The following is a 25,804-nucleotide window of genomic DNA, read 5'->3' on the forward strand; positions in this document are numbered from 1 at the left end:
CTACCATCGGTCCATGCGGGTCCTGGTCGTGGAGGACGAGGTGCGCACCGCCGCGGTGCTGCGCCGGGGCCTCGTCGAGGAGGGATACGCCGTCGACGTCGTCGGCGACGGGATCGACGCCGTCTGGCGGGCCACCGAGATCGCCTACGACGCGATCGTCCTGGACCTGATGCTGCCCGGCATCGACGGCTTCGAGGTGTGCCGCCGGCTGCGCGCCGACCACCGCTGGGCGCCCGTGCTCATGCTCACCGCGCGCGTCGACGTCGACGACCGCATCCGCGGCCTGGACGCCGGCGCCGACGACTACCTGCCCAAGCCGTTCAGCTTCGGCGAGCTCACCGCACGGCTGCGCGCGCTGGTCCGCCGCGGCGCGGTGCACCGGCCCGTCGTGCTGCGCGCCGGCGCGGTCGAACTCGACCCGGCCGGGCACCGAGTCTGGCGCGGCGGGGCGCCGGTCGACCTGTCCGCCAAGGAGTTCGCCCTGTTGCACCTGCTGCTACGCCATCCCGACCAGGTACTCACCCGCACCTACATCACCGAGCACGTCTGGGACGACGCCTTCGACGCCACCTCCAACATCGTCGACCAGTACGTCCGCTATCTGCGCCGCAAGATCGATCTGCCGCCGGCCCCCTCGCTCATCGAGACGGTCCGCGGGGTCGGCTACCGGCTGTGCGTCCCGCTCGAACCGCACTCGACCGAGCCGCACTCGACCGAGCCGCGCCCGACCGGGTCGACGCTGCCGGCCGTCGGCGGCGGGACGTAGCCCGACGTGCCGCTGCGGGTTCGGCTGACCCTGCTGTTCGCGCTCGGCACCGCGCTGGTGCTCCTGCTCGCCGGCACGCTGTTCTACCTGCTGCTGCGGGCGAACCTGCGCGACGCCGTCGACACGGATCTGCGGACCCGGGCCGACGTGCTCACCGCGCGCCTCGCCGACCGGATCGCCGCCGGCGAGCCGGTGCCCGGCCGCGGGGATCCAGCAGCCCTGCTCACCGGGGCCGGCTCCATCGCCCAGGTCCTCACCCCCGAGGGGCGGCCGCTGGCCTCCTCGGCGGACGCCGGGACGGCCCCCCTGCTCGCCGTCGACGAACGGGCCCGGGCCCGGTCCCACCCGGTCTGGATCGCCAGCGACGCCGACGACCGGGCCCTGCCCGCCGGCCAGGCGCGCCTGTACGCCGTGCCGGTGCGCGCCGCGGCCGGCGGGAGCCCGCTCGTCGCCGTCGTCGGCACCCCGACCCACCTCACCGACCGCGCCGAGGACCGGGTCCGCAACGTGATGGTCACGGCGACCGCGCCGCTGATCGCGCTGTCCGGGCTTGCCGCCTGGCTGCTGTCCGGCGCCGCGCTGCGCCCGGTGGACCGGATGCGCCGCCAGGCCGCCGAGATGGCCGCCTCCGACCTCGGGACGGCCGGCGACGGGTTCCAGTTGGCGGTGCCGGCCACCCGCGACGAGATCGCCGCCCTGGCCCGCACCATGAACGACCTGCTGGCCCGGTTGCACGCCGCCCGCGCCCGCGACCGCGCCTTCGTCGCCGACGCGGGTCACGAGCTGCGCACCCCGCTGACCGTGCTGCGCGCCGAGCTGGAGCTGGCCGACCGCCCGGGACGCTCGGCCGAGCAGCTACGGGAGGCGATCCACACCGCCGCCGAGGAGACCGACCGGCTGATCCGCCTCGCCGAATCGCTGCTCACCCTGGCCCGGATGGACGGCGGCCACGTCCGGCGCGGGCCGCTCGCCCTCGACGAGCTGCTCGACCGCGCCGCGCGCGCCGCCGCCGGCTACGCGGCCTCGCGCGGGCTGCGCCTCGACGTCACGGTGCCCGCCGGCGACCGGCCGCTGACCGTGTTCGGCGACCCGGACCTGCTGCGCCAGGCCGTCGACAACCTGCTCGCCAACGGGGTGCGCCATGCCCCGCCCGGCAGCGCCGTCGAACTGCGGGGGCACCGTGCGCCGGGGCGCGCCGACGGCGTGCCCGGCGTGGTCGTGGTGCAGGTTCGCGATCACGGCGCGGGATTTCCCGCCGCTTTCCTGCCCCACGCGTTCGAGCGGTTCCGCCGGGCGGACGCCGCCCGCGGCCGCGACGACGGCGGCGCCGGGCTCGGCCTGTCGATCGTCGCGGCGATTGCCGCCGCCCACGGCGGCACCGTCGAGGCGGCCAACGACCCGGGCGGCGGCGCCCTCGTCACGATCACGCTGCCCCCCGTCCCCGACCCACCCGACATGTTTCCCCGTCGCGAACCATGATCGCGGCGCCTCGCCGCCCCAAGCCGCCCGTGCCCCAAGCCTCCGTGCCCCAACTCTCCGTGCGTCGAGTCGCGACCGGAACACGCTGCGTGTTGCACACTGGTGAGTAGTGTCGGGGCCGTCGCCGCGTGTCACGGATCGGCGGGCCGCCTCGTCCTCACCCGCGTGGCGGGTCGTCCCTCCCGCCCGAACCCGAAGGGGAGACACCGTGCAGATCGTCGTCATCGGCGGGACAGGCCTCATCGGCGCGAAGCTCGTGCGCCGGCTGATCGGGCACGGGCACACCGCGGTCGTCGCCTCGCCGAGCTCCGGCGTCGACACCCTGACCGGCGACGGGCTCGCCGAGGCGCTCACCGGCGCCGACGTCGTCGTCGACGTGTCCAACTCGCCGTCGTTCGACGATCAGGCCGTGCTGGAGTTCTTCCGGACGTCGACGGCGAACATCCTCGCCGCCGCGACCGCCGCCGGCGTCGGGCACCTGGTCGCGCTGTCGGTGGTGGGCACCCGGCGGCTGGCCGAGAGCGGCTACTTCCGGGCCAAGATCGCCCAGGAGGAGCTGATCGGGCAGGGGAGCCTGCCGTACTCGATCATCCAGGCGACGCAGTTCTTCGAGTTCGTCGGCGGTATCGCCGACGCCGCCACCGTCGGCGGCACGGTCCGCCTGGCGCCGGCGCCGTTCCAGCCGATCGCCGCCGACGACGTCGCCGCGGCGGTCGGCGTCACCGCGGCCGGCGCGCCGGTGGACGGCACCGTCGAGGTCGCCGGCCCGCAGCGGTTCCGCCTCGACGAGCTCGTCCGCCAGCACCTCGCCGGCCGCGGCGACCCCCGTCCGGTGGTGACCGACCCGCAGGCCCGCTACTTCGGCGCCCGCCTGGACGAGCACACCCTGCTCCCCGGGCCGGACGCCCTGCTCGCCCGGACCCGCTTCGAGGACTGGCGGGCCGTCACCGGCGCCGCAGCCGGCCGCTAGCCAGAGCGCCCCGCTCGCCGCCGCGGGACCGCACCCTCTCCGGGGATCTGGCGACTCCGGGGATCTGGCGACGCCGGCCTGACCTTCATCTCAGGATGAGCGGACGCTCCGGCCCCGGCTCGCCGCGAGCTGCCTCCTGGGGTTCGGTGACAGTTCCGACTGGCTCGTTCCGGCTTTGCGCTGTCCGGGGTTACCGTCGATACGGTACGACACCGGGGGTGGACGGAGAGCAGCCGATGGTGTGGAACAAAAGGGGCAACACCGACGGTGGCGCGTCGTCGGGCCGTGGGGGCACGAAGCGTGGTGGTAAGCCGCCCGTGGTCCGGGACGACAGCGATCCGGACAGGCGGAAGGCCGGCGGCAACACCGGGGACCAGCCGGTCGAGTTCGGCACGTGTTCCGCCTGCGACGGGAAGGGCGAGGTGGAGACGGGCCGGCAGGAGGTCGATGAGGACGGCCGGTTCGCTGGAAATGCTGTCACGAAGTGCACGGCGTGCAGTGGCGGTGGGCGGGTGACGAAGTGAGCGAGGACACCGGCGTGGACAGGATCGTGCCGATGATCTCTGTCACTGCCTGCCGGAAGTGCCGCCGGGCCCGCGGCGCGGCACTCGCTGGCGTCCGGGGTGTCCGGGCGTCGTCCAAGGACGGTTCCGGACGCTGTCCTCACGGCCTGGTGGACCGGACGGTCTGGGCGCCAGGTGAAGGGCCCGGTTCCGAGCCACCGGAGAGTGCCACGACGCCTGAGGAGCGCCGCCAGGGTCCGGTCTGACCTGGGGGCGGCGCGCCCGCTCGTCGGGGGCGCGCTCAGAGCTCGGTCCGCGCCCCACGCTGGTCGCGGCGCAGCGGGTGGTCGGGTGGGATCTCGACGACCACGATGGGGATGCCGTCCGGGTCCTCGATCCACATCTCGTCGAGCCCCCACGGTTCCCGCTGCGGGTCGCGGACGATCGGCACCCCCGCGGCGGCGAGCCGGCGGTGCTCGGCGGCGAGGTCGCGCACCTGCAGCCACAGGCGCACCCGCCCCGCGCCGCCGCCGGCCGGCTCCTCGGCGCGGCCGGAGACCTCCAGCAGGCTCTGCCCGAGGAAGAACACCAGGCCGGGATCGTCCGGCGGCCCGAACTCCCGGTAGATCGCCAGCCCCAGGATGTCGCGATAGAAGCGGCGACTGCGCCCCGGGTCGACCGGCCTGATGAGAATCCGACTGCTGAGAACCTCCATCCGGCCAGTCTTCCCCCGCCGGCGCCCGCGTGCCGCCGCAGCCGGACACCGGGGTCCACCGTCGCCCCCCCGCGGCGCCCCGTGGTCGCCGCTACGGCGCCGCCGCGGGTGCGCGCACGGCGATCGCCTGGAGCTCGACGAGCACGACGGGCAGCGCGAAACCGGTCACCAGGGTGGTCCGGGCAGGGGGGTGCACAGGCCAGGCCGCGGCGAAGGCGCTGTCCCACAGCGGGAAGTCCGCCGGACGGGCCAGGAACGCCTCCACCCGCAGCGCGTAGTGCAGGCCGCTGCCGGCCGCGCGCAGGACCTCGCCCAGCGCTCCCAGGGCGCCGTCGATCTGCTGGCGGACGTCGGGGGTGGTGGCCGGCGTCAGGCCGGGGCGCAGCAGGTCGGGGCAGATCACGCCGGAGGTGACGACGAGCTCGCCGTGGCCGGTGGCGCCCGAGATCGACGGAAGCTGACCGGGCACCCTCGTGATCACGGCCGGCTCCGCTGGAGGGCCGCGGGGGTCAGTTCGGTGACCGACCCGTGCCCGAGCAGGGTCAGCACGGTGACCATCTCCTCGTGCAGCAGGGCCAGGACGCGGGCCACCCCGGCCTCGCCGCCCGCGGCCAGACCGGCGGCGGCCAGCCGGCCGATGACCACGGCGCGCGCCCCGAGGGCGAGGGCCTTCACGACGTCCGTGCCGCAGCGCACCCCGCTGTCGAGCAGGACCTCGGCGCGGCCGTCGGCGGCCGCGACGACCTCGGGGAGCTGGTCGAGCGCGGCGGGCGTGCCGTCGAGCTGGCGCCCGCCGTGGTTGGACACGAGCACGGCGGCGGCGCCGGCGTCGATGGCGGCGCGGGTGTCCTGCGCGGTGAGGATGCCCTTCGCGATCCACGGCAGGTCGGTGTGGCGCATCAGCCGGGCCAGCCGGTCCCAGGTCCAGACGGGTTCGTCGCGGGCGAAGAGCTGGCCGAAGACGTCCTGGGCCGCGACGTCGCCGCCCGGCGGGTAGTTACCGGTGATCATCCGCAGGTCGACGGTGAAACGGTTGCGCAGGTTGCGCTCGCGCCACCCGGCGGTCGGGCAGTCGACGGTCACGCACACGGCCGCGTAGCCGGCGCGTTCGATGCGCTCCAGCATGCGCACGAAGTTGCGTTCGGTGCCCATGGGGTGCACCTGCGCCACGCGCGCCGCCGCCGGGGCGGCCTGGGCGACGCTCTCGATCGAGTGGGTGCCTGCCTCGGGAACGATGCTCAACGTCCCGCACCGGGCGTTCGCCCGGGCCACGGCGAGGTGGCCGTCGGTGTCGAAGAACCCGTCGGTGCCGAACGGCGCCGTCAGGACCGGCAGACGCATCGGCAGGCCGAGCACGGTGGTGGCGGTGGAGGGCACCGGGTGGCCGCTCATGACCCGGGGGCGGAACTGCCAGCCCGCGAACGCGTCGCGGTTGGCCCGCAGCGTCGTCTCCTGCCCGGCGCCGCCGGCGAGGAAGTCCCACACGTCGCGGGGCAGCACCGCCTGCGCCGCCGCGCGGATCTCCGTCAGCGTCGGAAACCGCCCCGCGATCGGATCGCCCCTCTCGGCCTGCGCCGACCCGACGCCGTCCGACCGGGCCCCCGCAGACTCGGTTCCGGCCGGCCCGATCCCCGCCGGCCCGATCCCCGCCGGCCCGGTTCCGTCCGGCCCGACCTCCGTCTGGCCGACTCCCGCCGCGGTCGTCATGACGCCACCTTCTCGATCAGCGCGCTGCGGTCGCTCAGCGCGTCGCCGGCGCCGGTGATCCGGTCGATCAGGCCGCCTACCGTCATCTCGGACTTCTCCGTTCCGTCGTAGTCCGCGATCACCCGGCCCCGGCTCATCACCAGCAGCCGGTCGCCCAGGGCGAGCGCGTGATCCATGTTGTGGGTGACCATGACCGTGGTGGCGCCCAGCTCGCGCACCAGCTCGGTGGTCAGCGCGAGCACGGTGGCGGTCGTCCCCGGGTCCAACGCCGCCAGGTGCTCGTCGAGGAGCAGCACCGACGGGGCGCTCAGGGCGGCCATCACCATCGTCAGGCTCTGGCGCTGGCCCGCCGAGAGCAGCCCGACGCGGTCGGCGAGCCGGTTCTCCAACCCGAGACCCAGACCGGCGACGTGCTCGCGCATGACGGCGCGCCGGCGGGCGGTCACGGCGAACCGCAGCCCGCGCCTGCGCCCGCGGGCCATCGCCAGCGCCAGGTTGTCCTCGATGGACAGCTCCGGCGCGGTGCCCGCCCGGGGATCGTCGAAGACCCGGGCGATCCAGCCGGCGCGGCGGTGGTCGGGCAGCCGGGTGACGTCGCGGCCGTCGAGGTGGACCCGGCCGCGGGTCGGGCGGGCCGCACCCGAGATCGTCTGGATCAGGCTCGACTTCCCGGCGCCGTTCGTGCCGACGACGGTCACGAACTGCCCGCGTTCGAAGGTGACGCTGAGACTGCGCAGCGCCACCACCTCGTCGACCCGGCCGGCGTTGTAGATCAGGTCGATGTCGTCCAACCGGAGCATCAGGCGGCCTCCTGCCGGACGGCGGCGCTGGCCGAGCGGGTGGTGTGGGCGAGCGTGCGGGCGAGGCCGCCGAGCGCACCGAGGTAGCGTTCGGCCGCGATCGCCACGAGCAGCGTCAGCGCCGTGACCCCCCGCAGGTCGCCCGCGGGCAGCCCCACCCGCAGCGCACCGACCAGGACCAGCCGGTAGGCCAGCGTGCCGACCAGCACACAGCCGACGATGCGCAGCAGCTTCGACCCCGACGGGCGGACGAACAGCTCGCCGAGCAGCACCGCGCCGACCCCGGCGACGAAGGTGCCCGCGCCCATGTTGACGTCGGCGTAGCCCTGGTACTGCACGCTGAGGCTCGCCCCGAGTCCGGCCAGGCCGTTGGCGAGCACGAGCGCCAGCACGGTCAGCCGGCGGTCGTTGACACCCTGGCTGCGGGCCATCCGCGCGTTGACGCCGGTGGCCCGCAGCGCCAGGCCCAGCTCGGTGCGCAGGAACAGGCCGAACGCGACGAGCACCACGGCGACGACCCCGGCCATCACCCCGGAGGTGGCCAGGTCGGCCTGCCGGCCGGACAGCGAACCGAAGCCGCTGAACAGCGTGCCCTGCGTGCCGAGGCTCAGCGTGGGGGTGTCGAGCACGTGCAGGTTCACGCTGAACAGCCCGATGCTCATCACCAGGCCGGCGAGCAGCACCGGAACCCGCAGCAGCAGGTGGATCAGCGCCGTGACGGCGCCGGCGGCGGCCGCGCCGGCCGTCCCCGCCAGCAGGGCGAGCCAGCTCGGCCAGCCGTGCACCAGCGTGAGGGCGCACACCGCGCCGCCGGTGACGAAGCTGCCCTCGACGGTGAGGTCGAAGTCCGCGCGCAGCCGGAAGACGGTGTAGATGCCGAGGAACACCGGCACCAGCGGCAGGCCGGTGACCAGCATGTCCAGCAGGACCTGGATCATCACTGCACCGTCGCCGCGCTCAGCAGGTCCGCCGGCAGGGTGATCCCGAGTTTGGTCATGGTGGCCTTCTGGACGGTGAACCCGACGCCCGACGGCTGGCCGAAGGCGACCTCGGCGGCGGGCGTGCCCGTCAGCACCTTCGCGGCGGAGTCGGCGGCCAGGCGGCCGAGCGTCGGATAGTCCGGTCCGATGCTGGCCAGGATGCCCGCGACGGTGGCGTCCCCGCCGACGACGTAGACCGGCAGCCGCCCGCCGGCCGCGGCCGAACCGACGACGGGCAGCGCGGCCAGCACGGTGGCGTCGGGGCCGATGAGCTCGGCGTCGACCCGCCCGGTGAGGCTGCGCGCGGCGCTGGGCACGTCCTGGGCGCCGGAGATCGTCGACTCCACCACGCTCACCCCGGGGTACTTCGCCACCGCGGCGCGCAACGCCTTGATCCAGACCTGCATGTTCTGGTTGGACGGGTCGTAGATCGTCCCGAGGCGCTTCGGGGCCGGCGTGATCTTCATGATCGACTGCAGCAGCACGGCCGGATCGACGTAGTCGACGCTGCCGGTGACGTTCTTCCCGGGCCGGTCGAGACTCTGCGCGACCTTCGCGCCGACCGGGTCGCCCATCGCCAGGGCGAAGATGGGCTTTTCCTGCGTCTGCTGCGCCAGGGCGACCACGGCGGGGGTGCCGATGACGGCGACGCCGTCGGAGTCCGACTGGGCGAAGCTCCGGGAGATGCTGGTGATGAGGCTCTGGTCACCCTGGGCGTTCTTCACGTCGAAACTGACCGGACGGGGGGCGAGTTTCGTTTTCAGTTCCTGCTCGAAGGCGGCCACGGTCTGGTCGATGACGGTCGCGCTGGCGAGCTGGAGCACGCCCACGTGCACCGTCTTCGCGGTGGCGGCGGAGGAGGCGCCGGCGCCCGTGCCCGCGGGGGAGCCGTCGCCGCCGGAGGATCCGCAGGCTGCCAGGGAGATCGCCGCGGCCAGGCAGGAGGCGACGGCCGGCGCGAGAACGCGTCCGCCGCGTCGGCCGTGGGCGTGGGGCCCGGGTGTCAATGTGGTAACGGCCATGTGACATCGCTTTCGGGGAGCGGGGAAAGGGATTGATTTGGCGATCTTCTCGCGGACATGGGAAGATTTTCGCGTGTTGCCAGAGTCTTGAGGTCGGCCCGGATGACTGTCAAGGCGCGAAACATGAGATTAACTTCCCAGGTTATGGGTTAACATTGATGCCGGTGCGCATCGACGGCGGTGCGCACCGGTGGCGGCGAGGGGGAGCGGATGGCGGGTCCGAGACCGGGACTGCGGCGGGACACCCAGGAGACCCGCGACCGGCTGCTGGCCGCGGTAGGCGAGCTGCTCGCCGAGTCCGGCCCCACCTTCGGCCTGCCCGAACTCGCCCGCCGCGGCGGTGTGGCCACCGCCACCGCCTACCGGCACTTCGAGTCGATCCACGACGCGCACCGCGAGTTCCTGCTGCAGCTCACCGGCCGGCTCACCGACCGGCTGCAGTCGGTGCCGCCCACCTGGACCCCGCGCCGGCGCTTCGACGCCGCCTGCGAACGGTGGGCCGAGCAGGCCGCGGACTGGGGCCCGGCGGCGGTGCACATCCGCAGCTGGCGGGGGTTCCTCGAGCGCGTCCACCTCGGTGACGAGCCCACCGGCGCGCTCTACGCCGCCCTCGAGCCGATCGTGCGCGACCTCATCGAGCACGGGGAGCTTCCCGACCAGGACGTCGAGTACGCCGTGCTCGTCTGGATCACGATGTTCGACGAGCGGGTGATCGTCGACCTGCGCGAGTCCAAGGGCTGGCCGCTGCAGCGCCTGGCCCGCGTCCTCGGCCGCAGCGTCCTGTCCGCCCTCGGCGGCACCGCCACCTGAGCCCGCCCGGGGCGGGGGCCGCGGTCCGCCCGGAGCGTCGCGCCGCAGGGCGCCCGGGGACGGGGCGCCGCAGCGCGCCCGGGCGAGCCGGGGGCGCGTGCCGGCCGGGCGCGCGGGGGAGGATGCTCGGCATGCCCCCCTTGGCTGGAAGGTGTTCTGCTCCGTGACCTCGACGACCGAAGCCGAACCGGCGCGGTGCCCGGCCGGCCCGCGGCGGCTGCGGCGGTGGCTGCTGGCCGGCGCCGAGCAGGCCCAGCAGCACTCCGGCCCGCACGCCCAGCCCGCCGAGGAGCACCGTCTGCACCCGTGGTGGCGGGTGATGTGCCTGACCGGCGTCGACTACTTCTCCACCCTCGGCTACCAGCCGGGCATCGCCGCGCTCGCCGCCGGGGCGGTCAGCCCGATCGCGACGGCGGTGCTGGTGCTGGTGACCCTCGCCGGGGCGCTGCCGGTCTACCGGCAGGTCGCCCGGGACAGCCCGCACGGCGAGGGCTCCATCGCCATGCTGGAGAAGGAGCTGTCCTGGTGGAAGGGCAAGGTCCTCGTCCTGGTGCTGCTCGGCTTCGCCTGCACCGACTTCCTCATCACGATCACCCTGTCCGGCGCCGACGCCACCGCCCACATCCTGGAGAACCCGTACGCGCCGCACGCGCTGCACGGCCACCAGGTCGCCGTCACCCTCGTGCTGCTCGCCCTGCTCGGCGGGGTGTTCCTACGCGGGTTCACCGAGGCCGTCGGCATCGCCGTCGTGCTCGTCGTGATCTACCTGAGCCTCAACGCGGTCGTCATCGTCGACGCGCTGATCAAGATCGTGAGCCATCCGCACCTGTTCAGCGACTGGCACGCACTGCTCGTCAACGAACATCCCGACCCGCTCGCCCTGGTCGGCTTCGCGCTGATCGTCTTCCCGAAGCTGGCGCTGGGCCTGTCCGGCTTCGAGACCGGGGTCGCGGTGATGCCGCTGGTCCGCGGTGACCCGGGCGACACCGAGGCCAATCCGGTCGGCCGCATCCGCGGCGCCCGCACGCTGCTGACCACCGCCGCGGCGATCATGGCGGTGTTCCTCATCACCAGCAGCCTGAGCACGACGCTGCTCATCCCGGAGAAGGAGTTCGAACCCGGCGGGCCGGCCAACGGGCGCGCCCTGGCCTACCTGGCCCACCAACAGCTCGGCGCCGCCTTCGGCACCGTCTACGACGTCAGCACCATCCTGATCCTCTGGTTCGCCGGCGCCTCGGCCATGGCCGGCCTGCTCAACCTCGTCCCGCGCTACCTGCCCCGCTACGGGATGGCGCCGACCTGGGCGCGCGCCGTGCGACCGCTGGTCATCGTGTTCACGCTCATCGGCTTCGTCGTCACGATCGTCTTCCGGGCCAGCGTCGACAAGCAGGGCGGCGCCTACGCCACCGGCGTGCTCGTCCTGATCACCTCGGCGGCGCTCGCGGTGACGCTGTCCACCCTGCGCCGCGGCCGGCGCCGGCTGGCGATCGCGTTCGGCGCCATCGCGGTCGTGTTCGTCTACACGACCATCGCGAACATCATCGAACGGCCCGACGGGCTCATCATCGGCTCGATCTTCATCATCGCGATCATTGTCGTGTCGTTCTCCTCCCGGGTCGCGCGCTCGTTCGAGCTGCGCGTCACCGGGGTGCGCCTGGATCCCCTCGCCGAGCGGTGGGTGCGCGAGTCCGCCGAGGCCGGCTCGCTGCACCTGGTCGCCAACGAGCTCGACGCCGGCGACGCCGCCGAGTACGCCGACAAGGTCCGCAAGGCCCGTCAGGAGCTGTTCGTGCCCGACGACGTCCCGCTGCTGTTCCTCGAGGTCAGCATCCCGGACTCCTCCGAGTTCGAAGGCGAGCTCGACGTCTGCGGCGAGGACCGCCACGGCTACCGGATCCTGCGCCTGACCAGCACGTCCGTGCCCAACGCGATCGCCGCGCTGCTGCTGCACCTGCGCGACACCACGGGCATGCGACCGAACGTGTACTTCGAGTGGAGCGAGGGCAACCCGATCGTGAACTTCCTGCGTTTCCTGTTCTTCGGCGCCGGCGAGGTCGCCACCGTCACCCGCGAGGTCCTGCGCGAAGCCGAACCCGACCCCGACCGCCGTCCCTTTGTCCACGTGGCCTGACCCCGCGGCCGATGCCGATGTCGGGCCCGGACGAACCCACCGGGCCGTACACGGGTGGGCCTGCCGGGCCGGGCGCGGGCGGGTCGGGCGCGGGCGGGTCGGCCGGGCTGGGCGACGCTGGGCCGGCCGGGCTGGGCGCGGGCGAGCAGACGGGGCTGCGAGCGCGGCGCCGGCGGCGCATCCATGACGCGCTGTCCGCGGCGGCGATCACCCTGTTCCTCGAACGGGGCTTCGACGCCGTCTCCGTCGCCGAGATCGCGGCGGCGGCCGGGGTGTCCAAACCGACCCTGTTCGCCTACTTCCCTGCCAAGGAAGACCTCATCCTGCACCGCATCCTCGACCACCGCGGCGAGGCTGCCCGGGTGGTACGCGCCAGGGCGGCCGGCGTGACGCCGCTGGCCGCCCTGGAGTCCCACCTGCTCGCCGGCCTCGACCGCCGCGAACCCGTCACCGGCCTCAACGACGACCCCGAGGTGCTCGCCTTCCACGGGCTCGTCTTCGCCACCCCGAGCCTGCTCGGCCGCGTCGCCCAGTACACCGCCGGCGACGAGCAAGCCCTCGCCGCCGCCCTCGCCGAGGTCGCGCTGCCGGCCGATGATCTACCCGGTGCCGCGTCGGCGTTCGGTGACGTCGTCGGGGCAGTGCCGGCGCCCGGGGACCTCGCTGCGGCGCTCGCCGCCGCCCAGATCATCGCGGTGCAGCGCGTCCTTGCCCGGGAGAACTGGGCGCGGCTGCGCGCCGGTGAGAACGCGGCCGCGCGTCATCCGGCGGCGGTCACGGCCACCCGGAGAGCCTTCGACGCCCTGAGCCGCGCCCTGCCTGACTACGCCTGATCCGCGGGCGAGGCCGTCATCGACCCCGGCGTGGACTGCGATGGACGATGTCGGCGGCGGTGAAGTCCCCGAGCTTGCCGCGCAGTCGGGGTGCTGTCCCGGTCAGCAGGGGGCGGTCGGTCATCCCGAGGGCGGCCATCCGCTCGGACATCGGATGATTGCCCACCTCCACCTGAGCCCGGCCACGGCCGAACCGAATCCCGCCCAGCCGCAGCGGCATCACCCCGCGCAGCAGGACCCCCGGCCGCGGGCCGTCCGGCAGCACGCACCACAGCGGAATGCGGACGCGCACCGGGAACGGCACTCGCACACCATCCACCCCCAGCCGGGCCCGCAAGACGAACCGGCCGCCGTCTCCGTCGAGCTTGACCGCGTATCCCGAGCCCGAGGCCTTCGTGTCCGTTTCGTCCCTCCGCATAGTCGGGAGGGGGCGCGGCGGGGTGGATGGTTCGGGCGCGGTCTCGATCAGGATCGACGCCGCGCGGTCGGTGAGATCCACCTTGGCGGACATGAGCCACTTCGGCAGCGACCAGATCGCCCGGCCGGCGTCGCGGGTGAACGACTCGGTCACCGGCAGGTCAACGAGGTGCACGCCGCGCCGCCGACGCGGGCCCCGCACGACGACCCCGATCCCCACCTCGTCGTAGCTTCCGAGCACCCAGGGCCCGTAGTGGACGACGAACAGCACGCTGATGGCTCGGCCCCCGACGGTCCACGGCGTCAGGCCGGCGCCCGCCAGCACCCCGCGCGCTGCATCGGGATCGGCCCGGTAGACGGCGATGGCGGCCCGCGCATCCGCGATCGTGACCGGCAGGCCGATCAGCTGGTCGTGGATGCGCCATGTGCCGGCCCGCACCGTTCGCGCCATCCGCGTGCCTCCCCGCCCCGCCGTCCCCTCCACCGCAGTCTTGCCTGTCGGCCGCACTGAGGCACCGGCACGGCACCGGCCCGGCGCGCGGACAGGAGTCACGGTCGGCGTCCGCTCGGCCGCCGAGGGTACTTCGACCGTCACGTATCCTTTACCGGGTTAAGAAAGGGGTCGTGGTGGGGACTGGAAGTCGGGGCGTCGGACTAGATGACGAGACAGAGCCTGATGTCGTGACGAGACCCGACCCGGCAGGCGAAACCGGCCCGGTGGGCGAAACCGGCCCGGTGGGCGAGGCTGAGCTGGCGGGGGAGCGGGCTTACCTGCGGCGGGGCCACGCGGCGCTCGCGGGCATGCGGGCCGAGGCCGAGAACACCCAGGTCGCAGGGGGCGACCCGGTTGACGACAAGGTGACGATCGCCTATCTGCGGATCGCCAGGCAGCGTCGCATCGCCGGCCTCGCCGACGGTGACGGGACCGCACCGCTGTTCTTCGCCCGCTTGGACTATGCACCCGACTCAGACGGTGGACCCGCAGCAACCGGTGGACCCGCAGCAACCGGTGGATCCGGCGGACCCGCCGCATCCGGCGGACCCGCCGCATCCGGCGGACCCGCCGCATCCGGTGAACCAGACGCCTCCGGCCGATGGGGAGCGACCGAGGTGCCCGGTGTCGCGGGCCGGCGGTTCTACCTCGGGCGTCGGCATGTGCGGGAGGCGGCCGGCGACGATCCGCTGGTCGTCGACTGGAGAACGGACGTCGCCAGACCCTTCTACCGGGCTCATCGCGGCGACCCGATGGGCGTGCTGCGCCGGCGGCGCTTCGGCCACGACGGCGCCGAGCTCACCGCCTTCGAAGACGAGTTCCTCTCCCGCCCCGTCCGCTCCACCGGCGACGCCGCCCCCGACGGCTACGGCGACGGCACCCCCGACGCCGATGGCGGCGACCATGGCGACAAGGGCGGGGCGCGGACGGCGGTGGTGGCGGCTGGGGGGCTGCTCGAGCGGGAGATCGAGCGGCCGCGGTCCGGGCCGATGCGTGACATCGTCGCCACGATCCAGCCCGAGCAGGACGAGATCGTCCGGGCCGAGCTGTCGGTGAGCCTGTGCGTCCAAGGGGCGCCCGGGACGGGCAAGACCGCCGTCGGTCTGCACCGGGCCGCCTACCTGCTGTTCGCCCATCGGGAGCGGCTCGCGCGGGCCGGGGTGCTCGTCGTCGGGCCGAACCGGGCGTTCCTCGGCTACATCGCCGCCGTCCTGCCGGCGCTCGGCGAGTTCACCGTCCGCCACAGCACGCTGGCGGACCTCGTCGACGACGTCACCGTCGCCGGCGCGGACACGCTCGACGCGGCCACCCTCAAGGGCGACGCCCGGATGGCGACGGTGCTGCGCCGCGCCCTGCACGACGGGCTGCACCCCCCGACCGGGCCAGTCGCCGTCGTGACCAGGACCGGCCGGTGGACCGTCGGGGAGGAGGAGGTCGCCGGCCTGTTCGCCGACGCCGCCGCCGGCCTGGCCGCCGGCACCTTCCGCTACGCCACCGGACGCGAACGGCTCGCCGGCCGACTGGTGAACGCCGTCCGCGTGCGCGCCGAGGCGAGCGGGCACTACCTCACCGACGGCGCGGTCCGCACCCTCGCCCGCAGCCGGACGGTCCAGGGCGCCGTCGAGGCCGCCTGGCCGAAGGTGGACGCGGCCACCCTGGTCCGCCGCCTGCTCACCGACCCGCCCCTGCTCGCCCGCGCCGCAGACGGCGTCCTCGACGCCGACGAGCAGGCGACGCTGCTCGCCGCCGCACCACCCGGCGGCGCCCGCACGGCCCGCTGGTCACCCGCCGACGTGTTCTGCATCGACGAGGCCCGCGACCTCATCGAGGGCACTCCCGGCTTCGGCCATGTGATCGTCGACGAGGCGCAGGACCTCTCCCCGCTACAGTGCCGGGCCCTGGCGCGACGCTGTGCCGACGGCTCCCTGACCGTCCTCGGGGACCTCGCCCAGGGCACCACCCCGTGGGCGGCCACCTCCTGGGCGGCCCAGCTGACCCACCTCGGCCGGCCCGACGCCCACCTGGAGGTCCTCACCCGCGGTTACCGGGTCCCCGCGGAGATCCTCGGCTTCGCCGGCCGCCTGCTACCCCACATCGCCGCCGAACTGACCACGCCCACCTCGGCCCGCACCACCCCCGGCGCCCTGACGCTGCTGCCCACCGCGGACGTGGCCGCCACCGTCACCGCCCAGGTCGCCCGCGTCCGGACCGCCAGCGGCTCGTTCGCGGTCATCGCCGCCGACGCCGACCTCCCCGCCCTCGCCGAAGCCCTGCGCGCCGCCGACCTGCCCGTCGACGTGCTCGGCGTCGACGGGACGCCGTCGCGGGCCTGCCTCGTGCCCGCCTCCCTGGCGAAGGGCCTGGAGTTCGACCAGGTGATCGCCGTGGAACCGGCGGCGATCGTCGCCGGCGAACCCCATCCCCGCCTGGGCCTTCGCCGCCTGTACGTCGTGCTCACCCGAGCCGTCAGCGACCTCACCGTCGTCCACGCCGACCCGCTACCCGCGGCCCTGCGCACCCACGTTCCCATCAGGCTGCCAGTGGCAGATCGCGACCCCATTGCGCCGGTCATCCGCGAGGCGTGCCTACCCCGGAGTGACCAGACGCTGGTGGCCGACGAATGAGCAGGTGAGGCCGGCTGACCCCGCGACCTCTTTGCAGCGACGCAAAGTGGTTGCCGTGCGGCGCTCCGCGTCACGCGATGATCGAGATTTCGGCCAGCTGCCGCTCGGCCAGCTGCCGCTCGGCCAGCTGCCGCTCGGGCAGGTGTCGCCAGACCCCGCCAGCCCATGTCGCAGCCGCTGTCAGCAAGTCACCCCGGATACAGGCCAGTGGGCAACTGCCGTCACGGCACGTCATTGCACACTCGTTGATGTCGAGATCTTTCGCGATCGCCGATACCGGTCGACCCGAATCGATGACGAGTTTCACGGCCTCGTCCTTGTTCTCGGGCGTGAACCGCCTCCGCGACCGGGTCATTGATCTCCTCCGTCAAGGGATCAATGAGCCCACACCGGGATCACTGTCCGAAGAACGGGAACCGCCTCAAGCAGCTGATCGCGCATGACACAGGTCGACCTCTCTCCGCAGGTCGGCCGGGGATGGCGGAGGCCGGCACTTGGCCGATGGGCCTCGCCACCAACCCGGCAGGCGAAGCCACCGGCGCGGTGACACCCGGCAGCGCACCGAAATCGAACGGCTCGGCGGCCATGGCGCTCCCAGACCCCTGGGCGCCGATCGCGTCATCGTAGGAACTCGCCTCGTCTCCAGCCATCGGTGGTCGAGCCGGCGGGACGGCATCGCGGCCATGGCCACGCGCTGTTGCCGAAGGCCGGTTCGGCGCTCATCGAGGGAAAAACCGTGGCCGGACGTTTGCGGCAAATCGTGCTACCTGCTAACCACTGCGGCCCAATCTCTTGTATCGGGACTAGGTCCGCACATATTTTCGGCCGGCGATGCGCATCCCTGGGGAGCGCGAATCGAATACGGGGGACAGATGAAGAGATACTCCTCGGTCGCGTTTCTGGCCGTCCTGTTCGCAACGTTAATGGTTTTTCCTGGAGTCGCGATGGCGGCCGGAAAGTGCGGAAACTGGCACCCGGGTGGAGGGAAGGTTCGACAGACCTATCTGAAATCAGGTTCGAGCGGATCACATGAGTACCTGGTGACCGTCGACTTCCGATTCTCCGACAGTGATATCTCCGCCCTCGCATGCACCGGATCCAGTGCGTTGGAGGTTGACGTCGAGGCGTATGGCGGCCTCAACAAGGCCGGGGGGTATCGTGGCTGGGATTCAAATCTACCGCACGCCTATCTCGACACCGAGGCGTTCGACGGAAACCCTCGTGTACTGACGGTCGGCACCTCGAATGCCGCTGATCTCAAGTCCAACGTGGACTACTTCACGAAGATCCATCTGATCGAGGTGGGACCGACCAAGGACTACTCCGAGATCTACCTGAACTTCCAGCGGGGGCATTGGGCAAAGAAGACGAGCCCGAAAGAGCAGGCATCATGCGTCTCGCATGGTGGCAGTGATCCGGCGTGGTGCGTCTTCGGCGACGAGTCCCATGCCATGAAGAGCGAGCTCGGCACTGCGCCGCGCATCGCCCTCAACGTGGACTACGAAACAGACGACGCCGGCTACTGGGGAAACTACCGGACGACCGATCTCGTCCACGGAAATCGGCTGGCACCGGGGGACAAGATCTTTTCCCCCAATGGCCTCAACTATCTCTCCATGCAGGCCGACGGCAATCTGGTCGAGTACATTCCAGGTGGTCGTGCGGTGTGGGCGAGCGGGACAGGTACGCCCGAGGCCATCCTGCTGGCGCAGGACGACGGGAACTTCGTGGTCGTCGCTCCCGGTAACCGCGCCGTCTGGTCGACGGGAACAGGTCGACGGGACACTGTTCTGAGTCTTCAGGACGACCGCAATCTGGTCGCCTACGCGCCGGGACACATAGCGGTCTGGTCAAACAACATCGCCGGCCGTCCGTAGCTCTGCCTGCCAGGACGAGGTGGGACAGGGGCCGCCGGCCGCCGGCCTGCGGCTGTCGGCCGTCGGCCGTCGGCCTGCGGCCAGCGCGGCCCCCCGTTCGGGCGGACCTGCCGGTCGTCACCGGGGCCCGGCTGGCCCGATCTGGCGGGACACCGTGTGGCCGCGGCGCGGGTAGGAGAAAATGGGCGGGTGGCAGAGGAGCGCAACGTTCTCGGTGGCGAGCTCGAACCGTGCGGCACCGATCCGGTGACCGGGTTCTACCGCGACGGGTGCTGCAGCACCGGTCCGGAGGATCTTGGGAGCCACACCGTGTGCGCGGTGGTGACGGCCGACTTCCTGCGTCATCAACGGCAGGTCGGCAACGACCTGTCGACGCCCCGGCCGGAGTACTCCTTCCCCGGCCTGCGCCCCGGGGACCGGTGGTGCGTCGTCGCCGTCCGCTGGCTGCAGGCCTACGACGCCGGGGCCGCCGCTCCGGTCGTGCTCGCCTCCACCCACGAGCGGGCGCTGGAGGTCATCCCCCTGGAGGCACTGCGCGCCCACGCCGTCGACGTCCCCGCGGACCCGCGTTCGCTGAGCTGATCCCGGCTTCGCCGGGCCGATCCCCGATCCCCGTTCGCCGGGCCGATCCCGGGTGCGCGGGGCCGACTCCGCGTTCGCGGGGCTGGCCCCTGCGCGGTCCGGTCAGTCGATCACCTCGGGTTCGAGGCCGACGGTGAGCCAGTCGCGGTAGACCAGCCCGGTGAGCTCCTCCAGCCGGGCGATGTCGTCGACGAAGTAGGGCAGCACCGCGCGGCGCTGCTCCGGGGTCAGTTTCGGCCGGCCGCCCTTCTGGCGTTGCAGCGCGGACAGCAGCGGGTCGCGCACCACGCGGCGCACCGGCACGGGGAAGTGGTGGCCGACGCGGCCGCCGGTCCGCAGCACCGCGCGCAGCGCCGTGTTCACCGGGGTGTCGGCGACGAACGGGGTGACGTTCTCCGACGGCACGAGGCCGACGAGGCCGGTCTCGACGCCGAGGAACTCGCAGACGCGGTCCAGTGTGGCGGCGGGGGAGTCGCGCAGGTCCCGGTAGCGCAGCAGCAGCACCTGGTCGCGGGAGAACAGGCCGAACAGGTGGGCGAGCTGCTCGCCGTAGCGACCGAGGGACACATAGTGCCAGAACTGCGCCCAGCCGGCGTCGCGGCGCTGCTCCTCCAGCGCACAGGCGCGGACGAAGTCCCGTTCGCTCTCCAACCCGGCGGCCCACAGATGCGTCCAGTTGGAGTGGGCGCGGTCGACCGGATTACGCAGCAGCACGATGATCCGCACCTTTGGCAGCAGGCGGCGGATCCGGTTCTGCGCGTCGAGGTCGTACAGATAGAACGGGGTGGCCTCGCCGGTGAGCGTCCCTGCCGGCGCGGGGGCGAACAGCGCCTCGTAGTCGCGGCGGCGCCACACGTGCTCCTGGTAGGTCTGGGCGTCGCCGGGCCCGCCGCGGGCCGGCGGCGGGCCCTCGGACAGGAAGAACTTCGGCTCCTTGACCTGCGGCAGGAACAGCCCGGGATGGCGCGACAGCGCGGCGTGCAGCGCGGTCGTGCCGGCCTTGGGCACGCCGAGGACGAGGAAGTCGGGCAGGGCCATCGGCGGTCGCTCCTGACGGACGGGGGATCGGCCGCGGCCGATCCGCACGGACAGGGATCGGCGTCAACCGATCCGCGGGCACCCGGCGGCGCCGGTCGAAAGGCCAGCCGCGAGAGGCCATCCCCACTGGCATAGCCGAGTAACCCGACCGGTGAAATCAGGATGCTAACCGCGTAACGGCCCTGGCGGGGCCCACTTCGCAAGCCTCCCCGTGTAGCGGAACGGTAGGGTTGCGCGGTGGCAATCAGCCAGCAGCACACGGCGTCCGAGACCATCCCCCTGCCCGGTCGGCAGCCCGCGACGACGGTGGCGCCCGCCCCCGGGCACGGCCCCGGCTTCTGGGCCGGCGCGCCCTGCGCCGTGCTGGCCGACGGCGTGTTCTACCTGGCCTACCGGCTGCGCCGCCCGGTCGGTGCCGGCCGCGGCTTCGGACTGGTCATCGCCCGCTCCACCGACGGGGAGACGTTCACGCAGATCGCCGGCATCCCCCGGGACCCGTTTGGCGCGGAGAGCCTGGAGCGGCCCGCACTGGCGGTGACCCCGCAGGGGTCGTGGCGGCTCTACGTCAGCTGCGCCGCCCCGGGCAGCCCGCACTGGTGGGTGGACCTGCTCGAGGCCGACTCCCCGGCCGCCTTCGACCCGCATCGGCGGCGCACCGTGCTGCCCGGCGACCCGGCGACCCTCGCCGTGAAGGACCCGGTCGTCGCCCTACTCGACGGGCGGTGGCAGCTGTGGGCGTCCTGCCACCTGCTCGACGACCCGGCCGCCACCGACCGGATGGACAGCCGGCACGCCACCAGCCCCGACGGCGTCCACTGGACCTGGACCGGGACGGCGCTCGCCCCCCGCCCGGGCCACTGGGACGCCCGCGGCGTGCGGATCACCTCCGTGCTCACCGGCGGCACCCAGCCGGTGGCCTACTACGACGGGCGGGCCAGCGCCGCGCAGAACTGGGCCGAGCACACCGGCCTCGCCGTCGGCATCACCCCCGACCGCTTCCACGCCGTCGGCACCGAGCCGGTCGCCTTCTCCCCGGACGGCGACGGCGCGCTGCGCTACGTCAGCGTCGTGCCCCTGCCCGACGGCGCCCACCGGTTGTACTACGAGGCCGCCCTGCCCGACGGCAGCCACGAGCTGCGCACGGAGCTGCACCCGGCGCCCTGAGCCGCGGCTCGTCACGCGTCGCCGGGTGCCGGTCGTCCCCGGGGGCGGACGCGGTCGCCTCCACCCCCGGGGACGCGGATCAGGGCCGGCTCAGGAGGTGATCTCCTTGCCGCAGAGCTGCTCCTTGACGACGTCGAACGCGGTGCCGGCATCGTTGACCTGCACGAAGGCGTAGCAGGTGGTCTGGCGGCCCTGGCCGTGGGCGATGTCGATGGGCTGGATGAGGCCCTCGGCGTCGTAGTTCGTCACCGCGCGCAGCCCGTCGATGAAGCCCTGCCGGGTCGGGCAGTCGCCGGCCTCCTCCAGCCCGCGGACGAACATGTCCGTCTGGATGTAGGACATCAGCGGGATGTCCTGCTGCGGCTGGTCGATCTGCGGGGCGTAGCGGTTCATCGCGTCGACGTAGGCGGCGATCGCCGGCCCACCGGACTCGAACGGGCGGTAGAACAGCGGCACCGTCACCCCCGCCATCCCGGCGCCGTACCGCTTGAGCAGCCCGGCGTCGTACCCGTTGACGGCCATGACGACCTTGGGTGCGTGCCCGGCGGCGCGCAGCTGCGCGAGAACCTGGACGAGGGCGTCGGTGTCGGTGATGGCGAGCAGCGTGTCGGCGCCGCTGTCGACGACGCGCTGGGCGACCGCCGCCGGGTTGTCCGCGCCGGGGGTGTAGCTGACGGTCCCGCCGTCGCTGACGCCGGCCGCCGTCATGCTCTGGACGAGCTTGGTGCCCACGTCGGAGACGCCGCCGGACAGCGCGGTCTGCAGCAGCACCGACCGGCTGCCCCCGCGGGACTTCACGAACGTGCCGTAGGTGTCCACGGGGGCGCCGGTGGTGTAGGAGAACGAGAACATGTTGCGGTACTTCGACCAGATGCCCTCGGCGGCCAGCCCCGTGACGGGGACGCTCTGGTCGTTGAGGTACTGGGCGCTGCCGCTGGCCGCGATCGTGGACTCGATGAGGCCGAAGACCTGCTGGTGCTCGATGAGGTCACGCGCGGCGATCGCGTTGGCCGCCGGCGTGCCCTGGTCGTCCCGCCAGTCGTAGAAGATCTTCCGGCCGTTGACGCCGCCCTTGGCGTTGATCGCGCCGAGCCGGGCGTCGATGCCGGCGCGGGCCGCCTGCAACGGCCCCGACACCGCGCCGGTGTCCGGGTAGACGACGCCGATGTGGATCGCGTTCTTGGTCACCCCGGGTGCGTCGCAGTCGCCGGCGGCGCCCGCCGCGCCGCTGGCGCAACCCGTGGCAGTGGCCGCGGTCAGGGTGAGCGCGACGGTCGCGAGACGTAACTGGACGTGGCGGCGCATAAGCGGCGAACCCCTCGGTGGCTGACGGTGGACGATCGACGATGACGGGCGACGATCAGCGAACGGTGCATGCGGACTCCGATCTCGTCGGCAGCAGGGTGCGCCTGGCCGGAACCACGACTGCGATGTTCACCGCCTGTGACAACAGGCACGTGCCCGAGGCGCGGACATTACCGTAAAATGTCCACACCCGAGCACAATACCGAGCCCACTTTTATGGTCTTATGCCTGGTGGGCCTGGGTGTCGGCCGGCAACTGCGCGTAAGGTGCGGCGGGCCCAGCGTCCCGCCGGCGGGCACGCTCACCGCCGCTGTGGTGACACTGGGCAGCCCTCCGCCGGCCCGGCTCGCCGTCAGGCCGCCCGCCCGGCTCGCCGGCCGGCCAAACTACCCGCGCGCGCAGCGGCCGCATCAGATCAGGGACGGCCAGAATCGGGGTCGGCCGCGCGCCCGCGCGCGGCGGCCGCGTCGCGGCGCGCGGCGGCCGCGTCGCGGCGCGCGGCGACCGCGCGCGGGGTGAGGAAGTGTCCGCCCGCGGCCGCCGCGTGCCGTCAGTCCCCTCGCCGGGCGAGGGTCACTCGCCGCGCCAGACCGGCGCCCGCTTCTCGGCGAACGCCAACGCGCCCTCCTTGGCGTCCGCGGAGGCGAACACCGGCTCCATGATCTTTGCCTGGCGGTCGAACGCCTCGTCGGCCGGCCAGGCCGACGCCGAGGCGACGATCTCCTTGGTGGCGGCGACGGCCAGCGGGCCGTTCGCCGCGATCCGGGCGGCGAGCGCCCGGGCGCCGGCCAGCGCCTCGCCGGCCGGGGTCAGCACGTTGACCAGGCCGTAGCGGTGGGCGTCGGGGGCGGAGAGCTGGTCTCCGGTCAGCGCCAGTTCCAGGGCGACCTGGTAGGGGATGCGCTTGGGCAGGCGCAGCAGGCCGCCGGCGCCGGCGACGAGACCGCGCTTGACCTCCGGGATGCCGAAGGCGGCGTTCTCGGCGGCGACGACGAGGTCGCAGGCCAGCACGACCTCGCACCCACCGGCCAGGGCGTAGCCCTCGACGGCGGCGATGATCGGCTTACGCGGCGGCGACAGCGTGATACCGGCCAGGCCCCGGCCCTCGACGACGACGTTCTCGCCCCGCAGGAACGCCTTGAGGTCCATCCCCGAGCAGAACGTGCCGCCCGCGCCCGTGATGATCGCCACGGTCAGGTCCTTGCGGGCCTCGAACTCGTCGAGGGCGGCGGCGACCCCCACGGACACGGCGCTGTTCACGGCGTTGCGCGCCTGCGGGCGGTTGATCGTGATGACGGTGACCCCGTCGGCGTGTTCGACCAGAACTTCGTCGGACATACGTGCTCCCTTGTTGACGGACAGTAAGCCACGCGCGCCCGCGCCGCCGCATACGGGTGATCTCGTCGCGGACGTGGCTGTTTTCGCGCAATACCCGGTGGCCGAACGCTACCGCTAGCGCGCCGCAGAGGAGAGTTCTCGCCCACGCCACCGCCCTCGCCCGAATCCGTCCCGCCGGATCGAGCAGCGCCGGGTCGTGGGTCTGCGCCGGGTCGTGGGTCTGCGCCGGGTCGTGGGTCTGTGCCGGGTCCGGGTACCGCCAGGTGTCCTCCGTGATCCTCGCCGGTCGGCGGCCCGTCGGCGGTGGCCCGCCGAGTTGCTGGAGGGTGGCGACGGTTCCAGTCCCGTGAACGGGGCGCCCCGCCCGCGGGGATCGGACGTCGGCGAAGATGGGATGTCGGCGAGGATGGGATGTCGGCGAGGATGGGATGTCGGCGAGGATGGGATGTCGGCGGGGATGGGACGTCGGCAGAGAGGGAACGTCGGCGGAGAGGGGCGGCGCCGGTGCGCGAGATCGCCGACGCGCTGCGGCGATGGCGGGCCGAGGGCGGCGCGTTCGCGGTGGCGACCGTCGTCGGGGTGCAGGGCAGCGCGCCCCGCCAGCCCGGCGCCGCCATGGCCGTCGCCGCCGGCGGGGAGGTCGTCGGCAGCGTGTCCGGCGGCTGCGTCGAGGGTGCGGTCTACGAGGCCGCGGCCGAGGCGATCCGCACCGGCGTGCCCGTCCTGGAGAGCTACGGCATCTCCGACGACGACGCCTTCGCCGTCGGCCTGACCTGCGGCGGGACCATTGACCTGATCATCGTCCCGTACCCGGCCCGCGGGCCGTCCGCGGGCACGGGCGCGCGGGGCGCGGGCGGCGTGCTCGACGCGGTCCTCGCCGCGCTGGCCGCCGACGACGCGGTGGCGCTGCTGACCGTCGTCGGGGGAGGCAGGTTGGGTGGGCAGGTGGCGGTGTGGCCCGATCGCACCGTGGGTTCGTCCGGGGTCGCCGGTCTCGACGTCGCCGCGGTGGACGATGCCCGCGGGCTGCTGGCGGCCGGTCGCAGCGGGCTGCGCCGTTACGGGCCGCAGGGGCAGCGGCGGCCGGACGCGATCGGCGTGTTCGTCCAGTCGTTCGCCCCACCGCCGCGGATGCTGGTCTTCGGCGCGATCGACTACGCCGCCGCGGTGGTGCGGTTGGGCCGCTTTCTCGGCTACCGGGTGACGGTGTGTGACGCCCGGCCGGTGTTCGCCACCGCGCGGCGCTTCCCCGACGCCGACGAGGTCGTCTGCGAACGCCCGGTGGCCTTCCTCGACCGTGCGGCGGTCGACGCTCGCACGGTGATCTGCGTGCTCACCCACGATCCCAAGTTCGACATCCCGGTGCTGCGCGCCGCGCTGCGCTCCCCGGCGCACTACGTCGGCGCGATGGGGTCGCGGCGCACCCACGCCGACCGGCTGCGTCGGCTGCGTGCCAGCGGCGTCGCCGAGGACGACCTCGCGCGGCTGCACTCCCCGATCGGCCTGGACCTGGGCTCGCGCACGCCCGAGGAGACGGCCGTCTCGATCGCCGCGGAGATCATCCAGAGTCGCTGGGGTGGCAGCGGCCGCCCGCTGCGGGCCACCCGCGGTCGCATCCACGCCGACCCCGGCGAGCCGTCCAAGCCGTCCGAGCAGGCTGGGCCGTCCGAGCAGGCTGGGCCGTCCGAGCAGGCTGGGCCGTCCGAGCAGGCTGGGCCGTCCGAGCAGGCTGGGCCGTCCGAGCCGTCGGCGGACCCGGTCGCGCCGAATCCGGCGGACGCACCGAGCGCCCCGGCCAGACCGGACGGCTGAGTGAGGGCCGTGGCCGTGGGGCCTGATCGGAGCTCGGGTGCCTGGTGGCCTCGAGGCTCGGGCGCTCGCTGGCCGTACCACCTGCCTTGTATCGTTCTGTGATCGTCTATGCACAGAATCGTGCCGAGGGGTAGGTACGGTTTTTAGCCGAAAAACCGTACACAGGCCTCGGCATGATGTGGCCTCAATATGGCCGACACTCGGCTGACGGGCTGACGGGCTGACGGGCTGACGGGCTGACGGGCTGACGGGCTGACGGGCTGACGGCGGTGGTGCGGCGTGGCGTGGTTCCGCCGGACATCATGATCGCCTGGGTTGGGTGGCGGGAGCGCGGTTCCGCGGAACCCCATGATCGTCGCCCTGTGTGACCGGATTTCGCGGTGGCTGGGTAGCCCCCGGGCGGTCACCGGGGAGCTCCGCCGCACGGGGGCATCGGGG

At 73.3% G+C, this 25,804-nt stretch carries 21 protein-coding genes and 1 pseudogene; 11 read left to right on the top strand and 11 right to left on the bottom strand.

Features of this window, described 5'->3' with window-relative positions; genetic code table 11:
- Positions 1–13: 13 nt before the first annotated feature.
- The 3 genes from FF36_RS01355 to FF36_RS01365 all read left to right on the top strand — a co-directional run bounded on the left by FF36_RS01355 (position 14) and on the right by FF36_RS01365 (position 3,215).
- Positions 14–766: a response regulator transcription factor gene (locus FF36_RS01355; RefSeq protein ID WP_236705902.1), complete on the top strand. Its 753-nt coding sequence runs from the start codon at positions 14–16 to the stop codon at positions 764–766.
- Positions 767–772: 6 nt separating this feature from the next.
- Positions 773–2,245 (top strand): sensor histidine kinase, encoded by a 1,473-nt coding sequence (locus FF36_RS01360; protein ID WP_044883101.1) that lies wholly within the window; start codon positions 773–775, stop codon positions 2,243–2,245.
- Positions 2,246–2,453: 208 nt separating this feature from the next.
- The gene (locus FF36_RS01365) at positions 2,454–3,215 is read left to right on the top strand and encodes an SDR family oxidoreductase (protein WP_044883102.1); all 762 of its coding nucleotides are present in this window, start codon (positions 2,454–2,456) and stop codon (positions 3,213–3,215) included.
- Positions 3,216–4,019: 804 nt separating this feature from the next.
- Here the strand turns inward: FF36_RS01365 and FF36_RS01375 are convergent.
- From FF36_RS01375 to FF36_RS01400, 6 genes are all read right to left on the bottom strand, one after another.
- Complete coding sequence (locus FF36_RS01375) at positions 4,020–4,433, bottom strand: VOC family protein (RefSeq protein ID WP_044883103.1); 414 nt, start codon at positions 4,431–4,433, stop codon at positions 4,020–4,022.
- Between the two features lie 91 nt (positions 4,434–4,524).
- A complete protein-coding gene (locus tag FF36_RS31330; protein ID WP_052680886.1) occupies positions 4,525–4,914 on the bottom strand; it encodes a RidA family protein in 390 nt (129 codons plus the stop codon).
- Complete coding sequence (locus FF36_RS01385) at positions 4,911–6,140, bottom strand: alpha-hydroxy acid oxidase (protein ID WP_052680887.1); 1,230 nt, start codon at positions 6,138–6,140, stop codon at positions 4,911–4,913. The genes FF36_RS31330 and FF36_RS01385 overlap by 4 nt, the downstream gene beginning before the upstream one ends.
- Positions 6,137–6,940 carry an ABC transporter ATP-binding protein gene (locus tag FF36_RS01390; protein WP_044883104.1) on the bottom strand — a complete coding sequence of 268 codons (804 nt, stop codon included), beginning with the start codon at positions 6,938–6,940 and terminating at the stop codon, positions 6,137–6,139. The genes FF36_RS01385 and FF36_RS01390 overlap by 4 nt, the downstream gene beginning before the upstream one ends.
- Positions 6,940–7,878, bottom strand: coding sequence for an ABC transporter permease (locus FF36_RS01395; protein ID WP_044883105.1), 939 nt, complete (start codon positions 7,876–7,878; stop codon positions 6,940–6,942). Before FF36_RS01395 ends, FF36_RS01390 begins: the two co-directional genes overlap by 1 nt.
- The gene (locus FF36_RS01400) at positions 7,878–8,942 is read right to left on the bottom strand and encodes an ABC transporter substrate-binding protein (RefSeq protein WP_242417954.1); all 1,065 of its coding nucleotides are present in this window, start codon (positions 8,940–8,942) and stop codon (positions 7,878–7,880) included. The genes FF36_RS01395 and FF36_RS01400 overlap by 1 nt, the downstream gene beginning before the upstream one ends.
- Before the next feature lie 210 nt (positions 8,943–9,152).
- Here FF36_RS01400 and FF36_RS01405 point away from each other — a divergent pair, with 210 nt between their 5' ends.
- The 3 genes from FF36_RS01405 (at position 9,153) to FF36_RS01415 (ending at position 12,716) form a co-directional block, all read left to right on the top strand.
- Positions 9,153–9,752, top strand: coding sequence for a TetR/AcrR family transcriptional regulator (locus FF36_RS01405; protein ID WP_044883264.1), 600 nt, complete (start codon positions 9,153–9,155; stop codon positions 9,750–9,752).
- A gap of 163 nt (positions 9,753–9,915) precedes the next feature.
- The gene (locus tag FF36_RS01410) at positions 9,916–11,883 is read left to right on the top strand and encodes an APC family permease (RefSeq protein ID WP_044883265.1); all 1,968 of its coding nucleotides are present in this window, start codon (positions 9,916–9,918) and stop codon (positions 11,881–11,883) included.
- A 17-nt stretch (positions 11,884–11,900) separates the two neighbouring features.
- Positions 11,901–12,716: a TetR/AcrR family transcriptional regulator gene (locus FF36_RS01415; RefSeq protein WP_095211951.1), complete on the top strand. Its 816-nt coding sequence runs from the start codon at positions 11,901–11,903 to the stop codon at positions 12,714–12,716.
- Positions 12,717–12,732: 16 nt separating this feature from the next.
- Here FF36_RS01415 and FF36_RS01420 read toward each other — a convergent pair whose 3' ends face one another.
- The gene (locus FF36_RS01420) at positions 12,733–13,584 is read right to left on the bottom strand and encodes an acetoacetate decarboxylase family protein (RefSeq protein ID WP_044883106.1); all 852 of its coding nucleotides are present in this window, start codon (positions 13,582–13,584) and stop codon (positions 12,733–12,735) included.
- A gap of 284 nt (positions 13,585–13,868) precedes the next feature.
- Between FF36_RS01420 and FF36_RS01425 the strand changes: the two genes are divergently transcribed.
- Positions 13,869–16,250: a HelD family protein gene (locus tag FF36_RS01425; protein ID WP_242422229.1), complete on the top strand. Its 2,382-nt coding sequence runs from the start codon at positions 13,869–13,871 to the stop codon at positions 16,248–16,250.
- 241 nt (positions 16,251–16,491) lie between these two features.
- On the opposite strand, the pseudogene FF36_RS01430 reads toward FF36_RS01425, so the two are convergent.
- Positions 16,492–16,605, bottom strand: a pseudogene (locus FF36_RS01430) (transposase); the annotation flags it as partial.
- A 685-nt stretch (positions 16,606–17,290) separates the two neighbouring features.
- Here FF36_RS01430 and FF36_RS31335 point away from each other — a divergent pair.
- Together FF36_RS31335 and FF36_RS01440 are read left to right on the top strand one after the other, a co-directional pair.
- The gene (locus FF36_RS31335) at positions 17,291–18,127 is read left to right on the top strand and encodes a hypothetical protein (protein ID WP_052680888.1); all 837 of its coding nucleotides are present in this window, start codon (positions 17,291–17,293) and stop codon (positions 18,125–18,127) included.
- A 189-nt stretch (positions 18,128–18,316) separates the two neighbouring features.
- Positions 18,317–18,709 (top strand): DUF2237 family protein, encoded by a 393-nt coding sequence (locus tag FF36_RS01440; protein WP_044883107.1) that lies wholly within the window; start codon positions 18,317–18,319, stop codon positions 18,707–18,709.
- Between the two features lie 102 nt (positions 18,710–18,811).
- Here the strand turns inward: FF36_RS01440 and FF36_RS01445 are convergent, their stop codons facing one another.
- Positions 18,812–19,747 carry a sulfotransferase family protein gene (locus FF36_RS01445; RefSeq protein WP_044883270.1) on the bottom strand — a complete coding sequence of 312 codons (936 nt, stop codon included), beginning with the start codon at positions 19,745–19,747 and terminating at the stop codon, positions 18,812–18,814.
- Between the two features lie 237 nt (positions 19,748–19,984).
- On the opposite strand from FF36_RS01445, the gene FF36_RS01450 reads away from it, so the two are divergent.
- On the top strand, positions 19,985–20,911 hold the full coding sequence (locus FF36_RS01450; protein ID WP_044883108.1) for a glycoside hydrolase family protein: 927 nt from the start codon (positions 19,985–19,987) through the stop codon (positions 20,909–20,911).
- A gap of 90 nt (positions 20,912–21,001) precedes the next feature.
- On the opposite strand, the gene FF36_RS01455 is transcribed toward FF36_RS01450, so the two are convergent.
- Positions 21,002–22,216: an ABC transporter substrate-binding protein gene (locus FF36_RS01455; protein ID WP_044883109.1), complete on the bottom strand. Its 1,215-nt coding sequence runs from the start codon at positions 22,214–22,216 to the stop codon at positions 21,002–21,004.
- A 573-nt stretch (positions 22,217–22,789) separates the two neighbouring features.
- Positions 22,790–23,554 (bottom strand): crotonase/enoyl-CoA hydratase family protein, encoded by a 765-nt coding sequence (locus FF36_RS01460; RefSeq protein ID WP_044883110.1) that lies wholly within the window; start codon positions 23,552–23,554, stop codon positions 22,790–22,792.
- 504 nt (positions 23,555–24,058) lie between these two features.
- Between FF36_RS01460 and FF36_RS01465 the strand changes: the two genes are divergently transcribed.
- Positions 24,059–25,366 (top strand): XdhC family protein, encoded by a 1,308-nt coding sequence (locus FF36_RS01465; RefSeq protein ID WP_082121583.1) that lies wholly within the window; start codon positions 24,059–24,061, stop codon positions 25,364–25,366.
- Positions 25,367–25,804 lie beyond the last annotated feature (438 nt).

Origin of the sequence: Frankia torreyi (assembly GCF_000948395.1) — a bacterium.
Lineage (GTDB): Bacteria > Actinomycetota > Actinomycetes > Frankiales > Frankiaceae > Frankia > Frankia torreyi.